At 50.8% G+C, this 8,939-nt stretch carries 6 protein-coding genes, 1 tRNA gene and 1 pseudogene; 6 read left to right on the top strand and 2 right to left on the bottom strand.

The features are described 5' to 3' along the window. From FTE26_RS08860 to envY, 5 genes and pseudogenes are all read left to right on the top strand, one after another. Positions 1–118: pseudogene (locus FTE26_RS08860) on the top strand (ISAs1 family transposase); the annotation flags it as partial. Positions 119–386: 268 nt separating this feature from the next. Further along, the gene (gene nfrB, locus FTE26_RS08855; protein WP_000383950.1) at positions 387–2,624 is read left to right on the top strand and encodes a cyclic di-3',5'-guanylate-activated glycosyltransferase NfrB; all 2,238 of its coding nucleotides are present in this window, start codon (positions 387–389) and stop codon (positions 2,622–2,624) included. Then, positions 2,611–5,583, top strand: a complete 2,973-nt coding sequence (gene nfrA / locus FTE26_RS08850; protein WP_000662366.1) for a bacteriophage adsorption protein NfrA — start codon at positions 2,611–2,613, stop codon at positions 5,581–5,583. Before nfrB ends, nfrA begins: the two co-directional genes overlap by 14 nt. After that, entirely contained in the window at positions 5,584–6,474 is an 891-nt protein-coding gene (locus FTE26_RS08845; protein WP_001224602.1) for a DUF4434 family protein, read from the top strand. A gap of 182 nt (positions 6,475–6,656) precedes the next feature. Beyond that, positions 6,657–7,418, top strand: coding sequence for a DNA-binding transcriptional regulator EnvY (gene envY / locus FTE26_RS08840; RefSeq protein WP_001177469.1), 762 nt, complete (start codon positions 6,657–6,659; stop codon positions 7,416–7,418). A gap of 45 nt (positions 7,419–7,463) precedes the next feature. Here envY and FTE26_RS08835 read toward each other — a convergent pair. Continuing rightward, positions 7,464–7,540, bottom strand: a tRNA-Arg gene (locus FTE26_RS08835). A 242-nt stretch (positions 7,541–7,782) separates the two neighbouring features. Here FTE26_RS08835 and fimZ point away from each other — a divergent pair. Continuing rightward, positions 7,783–8,415 carry a fimbria biosynthesis transcriptional regulator FimZ gene (gene fimZ / locus FTE26_RS08830; RefSeq protein WP_000805428.1) on the top strand — a complete coding sequence of 211 codons (633 nt, stop codon included), beginning with the start codon at positions 7,783–7,785 and terminating at the stop codon, positions 8,413–8,415. 2 nt (positions 8,416–8,417) lie between these two features. Here the strand turns inward: fimZ and sfmF are convergent, their stop codons facing one another. Next, on the bottom strand, positions 8,418–8,933 hold the full coding sequence (gene sfmF / locus FTE26_RS08825; protein ID WP_001250422.1) for a fimbria assembly protein: 516 nt from the start codon (positions 8,931–8,933) through the stop codon (positions 8,418–8,420). Positions 8,934–8,939: the final 6 nt, after the last annotated feature.

The raw sequence follows: 8,939 nt of genomic DNA, 5'->3' as shown, positions 1-8,939 counted from the left end.
TATTAATATTTTGACGAATGATAAGGTATTCAAGGCAGGGTTAAGACGTAAGATGCGAAAAGCAGCCATGGACAGAAACTATCTCGCGTCAGTCCTTGCGGGGAGCGGGCTTTCGTAATCTTGCCCTGCCTGCTCACCTCCTCCAGGCACTTCCACTACATTATGACCTGCTCGGTGCCACCGCTCCTTTTCACTATGACGTTAACCTCCCCTCCTTGACACCATGCTTTTGTCTACATTCTACGCAAACGGCAACTTTTATAACCAGTGTAAAAATAACGTGCCGCAATAGTCATACCTATTAATGGTAAAAAGCTGTCACAATTCATAAAAAACCTTAATATACGCCACCCTAAACATAACCAGCGTTAATGTAAGGTTTTTGTGTGGACTGGCTTCTTGATGTTTTTGCAACCTGGCTCTACGGCTTAAAAGTAATCGCGATAACGTTAGCGGTCATCATGTTCATCAGCGGGCTGGACGATTTTTTTATTGATGTCGTCTACTGGGTACGCCGCATTAAACGCAAGTTGAGTGTTTATCGCCGCTACCCGCGAATGAGTTACCGCGAACTGTATAAACCAGATGAAAAACCGTTAGCGATTATGGTTCCGGCGTGGAATGAAACGGGCGTCATCGGCAATATGGCCGAGCTGGCGGCGACCACGCTCGACTACGAAAACTATCATATCTTTGTTGGCACCTACCCCAACGACCCCGATACTCAACGTGATGTTGACGAAGTGTGCGCTCGCTTTCCGAACGTGCATAAGGTAGTCTGCGCGCGTCCTGGTCCCACCAGCAAAGCCGACTGTCTGAACAACGTGCTGGACGCCATCACCCAGTTTGAACGTAGCGCCAATTTCGCTTTTGCTGGTTTTATTCTGCATGACGCCGAAGATGTGATTTCACCGATGGAATTGCGTCTGTTCAACTATCTGGTCGAGCGTAAAGATCTGATTCAGATCCCGGTGTATCCGTTCGAACGCGAATGGACGCACTTCACCAGCATGACTTACATTGATGAGTTTTCAGAGCTGCATGGCAAAGATGTTCCGGTGCGTGAAGCCCTCGCCGGACAAGTGCCCAGCGCAGGCGTCGGCACCTGTTTCAGCCGCCGCGCCGTGACCGCTCTGTTAGCTGACGGTGACGGTATTGCTTTCGACGTGCAGAGTCTGACTGAAGATTACGACATTGGTTTCCGCCTGAAAGAGAAAGGTATGACGGAAATTTTTGTCCGTTTTCCGGTGGTGGACGAAGCCAAAGAACGCGAGCAGCGTAAATTTTTACAGCACGCACGGACGTCAAACATGATCTGCGTGCGCGAATATTTCCCCGATACCTTTTCGACTGCAGTTCGACAAAAATCTCGCTGGATCATCGGCATTGTTTTCCAGGGCTTTAAAACCCACAAATGGACCTCCAGCCTGACGCTGAACTACTTTCTCTGGCGCGACCGCAAAGGGGCAATCAGTAACTTTGTCAGCTTCCTCGCGATGCTGGTGATGCTCCAGCTTTTGCTGTTGCTGGCGTATGAAAGTTTGTGGCCCAATGCCTGGCATTTCCTTTCTATTTTTAGCGGCAGCGCATGGTTAATGACCCTGCTGTGGCTAAACTTTGGCTTGATGGTTAACCGCATCGTGCAGCGGGTGATTTTCGTCACTGGCTACTACGGTCTGACGCAGGGGCTGCTATCTGTCCTGCGTCTTTTCTGGGGCAACCTGATTAACTTCATGGCCAACTGGCGCGCGCTAAAACAGGTACTTCAACACGGCGATCCACGTCGCGTCGCGTGGGATAAAACAACGCATGACTTCCCCAGCGTGACTGGCGATACCCGCTCGTTGCGCCCGTTAGGCCAAATTCTGCTGGAAAATCAGGTCATCACTGAAGAACAACTCGATACAGCACTGCGTAATCGCGTCGAAGGTCTACGCCTGGGCGGTTCAATGCTGATGCAGGGGCTGATTAGCGCCGAGCAGCTGGCACAGGCGCTGGCAGAGCAAAACGGCGTGGCGTGGGAATCCATCGATGCCTGGCAGATCCCGTCCTCGCTGATTGCCGAAATGCCAGCCTCCGTAGCGCTGCATTATGCAGTACTGCCGCTGCGTCTGGAAAATGATGAGTTAATTGTCGGCAGTGAAGATGGTATTGACCCGGTTTCGCTGGCGGCCCTGACGCGTAAAGTCGGACGCAAAGTGCGTTACGTCATTGTTCTGCGGGGACAAATTGTCACGGGGTTACGTCACTGGTATGCACGCCGACGCGATCACGATCCGCGGGCAATGTTGTACAATGCGGTTCAGCATCAGTGGCTCACGGAACAGCAGACCGGTGAAATCTGGCGGCAATATGTGCCGCATCAGTTCCTGTTCGCCGAAATACTGACCACGCTCGGTCATATTAATCGTTCAGCAATTAACGTGTTGTTATTGCGCCATGAACGCAGTTCTCTGCCGCTCGGCAAGTTTTTGGTCACCGAAGGCGTTATCAGCCAGGAAACGTTGGATCGCGTCCTGACAATTCAACGCGAATTACAAGTTTCGATGCAATCACTATTACTCAAAGCAGGTTTAAACACAGAACAGGTTGCGCAACTGGAGTCCGAAAATGAAGGAGAATAACCTTAATCGCGTCATCGGATGGTCTGGTTTACTGCTGACGTCTTTATTGAGTACCAGCGCACTCGCAGACAATATCGGCACCAGCGCAGAAGAGCTGGGGCTGAGCGATTATCGCCATTTTGTTATTTATCCCCGTCTCGATAAGGCGCTGAAGGCACAGAAAAATAACGACGAAGCAACCGCCATCCGCGAATTTGAATATATACACCAGCAGGTGCCGGATAATATTCCGCTGACTTTATACCTTGCGGAAGCCTATCGCCATTTTGGTCATGATGACCGGGCGCGGCTGTTGCTTGAGGATCAACTGAAACGTCACCCAGGAGATGCCCGACTTGAGCGCAGTCTGGCGGCTATTCCGGTTGAAGTGAAAAGCGTTACGACTGTTGAAGAACTGCTTGCCCAGCAAAAAGCGTGCGACGCTGCGCCGACCCTGCGTTGTCGCAGTGAAGTCGGGCAGAATGCCCTGCGGCTGGCACAATTACCTGTCGCCAGAGCGCAACTGAACGATGCGACGTTTGCTGCATCGCCAGAAGGAAAAACGCTGCGAACCGATCTGCTGCAACGGGCAATCTACCTGAAACAATGGTCCCAGGCAGATACGCTATACAATGAAGCACGCCAGCAGAACACATTAAGCGCGGCAGAACGCCGTCAGTGGTTTGACGTGCTTCTTGCCGGGCAGCTGGACGATCGGATCCTGGCACTGCAATCACAGGGGATCTTCACCGATCCTCAGTCATATATTACTTACGCGACCGCGCTGGCTTATCGTGGCGAAAAAGCACGCCTCCAGCATTATCTCAATGAAAATAAGCCGCTGTTTACCACGGACGCACAAGAGAAAAGTTGGCTCTATCTGTTATCTAAATACAGCGCCAACCCCGTTCAGGCATTGGCGAATTATACGGTGCAGTTTGCCGATAACCGCCAGTATGTTGTTGGCGCGACGCTACCGGTGCTGTTAAAAGAAGGTCAGTACGACGCAGCGCAAAAACTGCTCGCCACCCTCCCCGCCAATGAAATGCTTGAGGAGCGTTATGCTGTCAGCGTGGCGACCCGTAACAAGGCTGAATCTCTGCGTCTGGCACGATTGCTGTATCAGCAAGAACCGGCAAATCTTACCCGCCTGGATCAACTGACCTGGCAACTGATGCAGAACGAGCAGTCACGCGAAGCTGCCGATTTATTGCTGCAACGCTATCCTTTCCAGGGCGATGCGCGTGTCAGCCAGACTTTAATGGCGCGACTGGCGTCTCTGCTGGAAAGTCATCCTTACCTGGCAACGCCGGCGAAGGTGGCGATTTTATCGAAACCCTTACCGCTGGCGGAGCAACGTCAGTGGCAAAGTCAGTTGCCGGGTATTGCAGATAATTGCCCGGCAATAGTTCGCTTGCTGGGCGATATGTCGCCTTCCTACGATGCTGCCGCCTGGAACCGTCTGGCAAAGTGTTATCGGGACACGCTACCCGGTGTGGCGCTGTATGCATGGCTTCAGGCCGAACAACGACAACCGAACGCCTGGCAACATCGTGCGGTAGCCTATCAGGCGTATCAGGTTGAGGACTACGCCACCGCACTGGCGGCCTGGCAGAAAATCAGTCTTCACGACATGAGCAATGAGGATCTGCTTGCTGCTGCCAATACCGCCCAGGCGGCAGGAAATGGTGCAGCTCGCGATCGCTGGCTACAACAGGCAGAACAACGTGGACTGGGAAACAATGCCCTCTACTGGTGGCTGCATGCGCAACGTTACATTCCTGGTCAGCCGGAACTCGCACTGAGCGATCTCACGCGCTCAATCAATATTGCGCCTTCTGCCAACGCTTACGTTGCGCGGGCGACAATTTATCGCCAACGTCATAATGTCCCGGCGGCGGTGAGTGATTTGCGCGCCGCGCTGGAACTGGAACCGAATAATAGCAACATCCAGGCAGCGCTTGGTTACGCCTTGTGGGATAGCGGTGATATCGCACAGTCGCGGGAAATGCTCGAACAGGCGCATAAAGGGCTTCCGGACGATCCGGCACTGATCCGACAACTGGCCTACGTGAACCAGCGTCTGGATGACATGCCTGCGACGCAGCACTACGCCCGGCTGGTGATTGATGACATTGATAATCAGGCGCTGATAACCCCACTGACCCCAGAGCAAAATCAGCAACGCTTCAATTTCCGCCGTTTGCATGAGGAGGTCGGTCGCCGCTGGACGTTCAGTTTCGATTCTTCTATCGGCTTGCGTTCCGGGGCAATGAGCACCGCTAACAATAATGTCGGCGGCGCAGCGCCAGGGAAAAGCTATCGTAGCTACGGGCAACTGGAAGCCGAGTACCGCATCGGACGCAATATGCTGCTGGAAGGCGACCTGCTCTCAGTTTATAGCCGCGTCTTTGCCGATACCGGAGAAAACGGGGTGATGATGCCGGTGAAAAATCCGATGTCCGGCACCGGTCTGCGCTGGAAGCCGCTGCGCGATCAGATCTTTTTCCTCGCCGTCGAACAGCAGTTGCCGCTGAACGGGCAAAATGGCGCATCCGATACCATGCTGCGCGCCAGCGCCTCATTCTTTAATGGCGGCAAATACAGCGACGAATGGCACCCGAACGGTTCAGGCTGGTTTGCCCAAAACCTGTACCTCGATGCGGCGCAATATATCCGCCAGGATATTCAGGCGTGGACGGCAGATTATCGCGTCAGCTGGCATCAGAAGGTAGCTAACGGACAGACTATTGAGCCTTACGCTCACGTTCAGGACAACGGCTATCGTGATAAAGGCACTCAGGGCGCGCAGCTTGGCGGAGTCGGGGTCCGCTGGAATATCTGGACCGGCGAGACGCACTACGACGCCTGGCCGCACAAAGTCAGTCTCGGCGTCGAGTATCAACATACCTTTAAGGCGATTAATCAACGTAACGGAGAGCGCAACAACGCGTTTCTCACCATTGGAGTGCACTGGTAAATGCGTAAGTTCATTTTCGTATTGCTGACACTGCTTTTGGTCAGCCCTTTTTCCTTTGCGATGAAAGGTATTATCTGGCAACCACAAAACCGAGATAGTCAGGTTACCGATACCCAGTGGCAGGGGCTGATGAGTCAGTTACGTTTGCAAGGCTTCGATACCCTGGTTTTGCAATGGACCCGTTACGGCGATGCATTTACCCAGCCAGAACAGCGCACGTTATTGTTTAAGCGTGCCGCAGCTGCGCAACAGGCTGGCCTGAAGCTGATTGTCGGGCTGAACGCCGATCCGGAATTTTTTATGCACCAGAAACAGTCGTCCGCAGCGCTGGAAAGCTATCTTAATCGCCTGCTGGCTGCCGATCTCCAGCAAGCCAGATTATGGAGCGCCGCGCCTGGCATAACGCCGGATGGCTGGTACATCAGCGCGGAAATTGACGACCTGAACTGGCGCAGCGAAGCTGCCCATCAGCCTTTGCTAACATGGTTAAACAACGCGCAGCGGCTGATTAGCGATGTTTCAGCAAAACCGGTTTATATCAGTAGTTTTTTCGCCGGAAACATGTCGCCCGATGGCTATCGCCAACTGCTGGAACACGTTAAAGCAACCGGCGTTAATGTTTGGGTACAGGATGGCAGCGGCGTGGATAAACTGACCGCTGAACAGCGTGAACGTTATCTACAAGCCAGCGCCGATTGCCAAAGTTCCGCCCCAGCAAGCGGCATTGTTTATGAACTTTTTGTCGCCGGCAAAGGCAAAACCTTTACAGCGAAACCGAAACCGGACGCAGAAATTGCCTCGCTGTTAGCGAAACGTTCCTCTTGCGGTAAAGACACTCTCTATTTCTCTCTGCGCTATTTGCCCGTCGCGCACGGCATTCTCGAGTATTAAATCTCCTCCAGGTAAGTCGGGTACGACCTGGCTTACCTCTTTCGCTCTCGTCAGAATTCCATCAAGATTAATTGCTAAAAAGCGTGCTAAAGAAAGAAGATCGTTATCGGCGAACGGGCCGATCACTCATGCAGGAAGCATAGATCCTTTGAGCGGAGTTTCTGATATCTGAGGAGTGCGAAATGCAATTGAGCAGCAGTGAACCTTGCGTGGTGATCCTGACCGAAAAAGAGGTAGAGGTAAGCGTCAATAACCATGCTACGTTTACCCTTCCGAAAAACTACCTGGCCGCCTTCGCGTGCAACAATAACGTCATTGAACTCTCAACGTTAAATCACGTATTAATCACCCACATCAACCGTAACATCATCAACGATTATCTGTTGTTTTTAAATAAGAACTTAACCTGTGTAAAGCCCTGGTCGCGGCTGGCAACCCCGGTTATTGCTTGTCATAGCCGTACACCGGAAGTGTTCCGGCTAGCCGCCAACCACAGCAAGCAGCAACCCAGCAAACCCTGCGAAGCGGAGTTGACGCGCGTATTGCTTTTTACCGTATTGTCTAACTTTCTTGAGCAATCGCGGTTTATTGCCCTACTGATGTATATCTTACGCAGCAGCGTCCGCGACAGCGTCTGCCGCATTATTCAAAGCGATATTCAGCATTACTGGAATCTGCGAATTGTCGCCAGTTCGCTATGTTTAAGCCCCAGCCTGCTCAAAAAGAAATTAAAAAACGAAAATACCAGCTATAGCCAGATTGTCACAGAGTGTCGTATGCGTTACGCCGTACAGATGTTATTGATGGATAACAAAAATATCACTCAGGTGGCGCAATTATGTGGCTATAGCAGCACGTCATACTTTATCTCTGTTTTTAAGGCGTTTTACGGCCTGACACCGTTGAATTATCTCGCCAAACAGCGACAAAAAGTGATGTGGTGAAGGGCAAAGCGGAAACGGATAAGACGGGCATAAATGAAGAAGAAATGGCGCGCCCTGCAGGATTCGAACCTGCGGCCCACGACTTAGAAGGTCGTTGCTCTATCCAACTGAGCTAAGGGCGCGTTGATACCGCAATGCGGTGTAATCGCGTGAATTATACGGTCAACCCTTGCTGAGTCAATGGCTTTTGATCTGGTTGCTGAACAAGTGAACGACCGCGTCTGATTTTCTGATTTATTTCGCTATAGCGGCAAACAAACACACACCGCTGCGCGTCTGAATCAAGAAAACCCGTATTTTCATGTATCAAAGTACAATTTACCGCCCTAACGGAAAATTGTCCGCTCCTATGAGACTGGTAACTATGAAACCAACGTCGGTGATCATTATGGATACTCATCCTATCATCAGAATGTCTATTGAAGTTCTGTTGCAAAAAAACAGTGAATTGCAGATTGTCCTGAAAACGGATGATTACCGCATAACCATCGATTATCTCCGAACCCGTCCTGTTGATTTAATCATTATGGATATAGACTTGCCCGGAACAGACGGTTTTACCTTCCTGAAAAGGATCAAACAAATCCAGAGCACAGTGAAAGTGTTATTTTTATCATCGAAATCAGAATGCTTTTATGCTGGCAGAGCGATACAAGCTGGTGCTAACGGTTTTGTCAGTAAATGCAATGATCAGAATGATATTTTTCATGCCGTTCAGATGATCCTCTCCGGATACACGTTTTTTCCCAGCGAAACGCTTAACTATATAAAAAGCAATAAATGTAGTACGAATAGTTCAACGGTCACTGTGCTATCTAATCGTGAAGTGACCATATTACGTTATCTGGTTAGCGGATTATCTAATAAAGAAATTGCCGATAAGTTATTACTTAGCAATAAAACAGTTAGTGCGCATAAATCTAATATTTATGGCAAGCTAGGTTTGCATTCAATTGTAGAGCTTATCGACTACGCCAAATTATACGAATTAATATAATATTAATTATAATTGATCATAAATATCGCATCCGCTTTCGCCACACCTGGCCGAACACCGCTGGCTAACGCTCGATAATTGGCAAAAAAGTTTAGTGTGACATTGCCATTTGCATCTACTTCCTCAGTCGGGCTCGCCGCTCCCAGTGCGAGCCGGGAGCGATCGCTATTACGTAATTCGATGGCGATGGTTTGCGCCATTGCGGGATCATCCAGAGCCAGCAGGTTGGTATCGGATGCCGGCGTTCCCGTAAATAAAATCGCAACTGAACCCGGAGGACATCCCTCCAGCCGCAGGCTAAAAGGGACGAGTGCCGTGGTATCGCCAGCGTTCAGTAATTGTGTCGTAGGCCATCTGCCTAAATCTACCGTCTTATCAATATCCGCAGTGTTTACGGTACAGGAGAAATCAACAACGTTACCGTGCAAATTGATATTAATCGTTCCCAAAGGGTCAGCTGCCCATCCACTGGAAATCCACAGTAACCCGCAGAAACAGCTAAAGAGTGCTCTTCTCATTCTCCG

It is taken from the genome of Escherichia sp. S10b (assembly GCF_028421345.1).
Classification (GTDB): Bacteria; Pseudomonadota; Gammaproteobacteria; order Enterobacterales; family Enterobacteriaceae; genus ECMA0423.
Note: the sequence above shows the minus strand (reverse complement) of the source record. Positions and strands in the feature narration are given on the sequence as shown.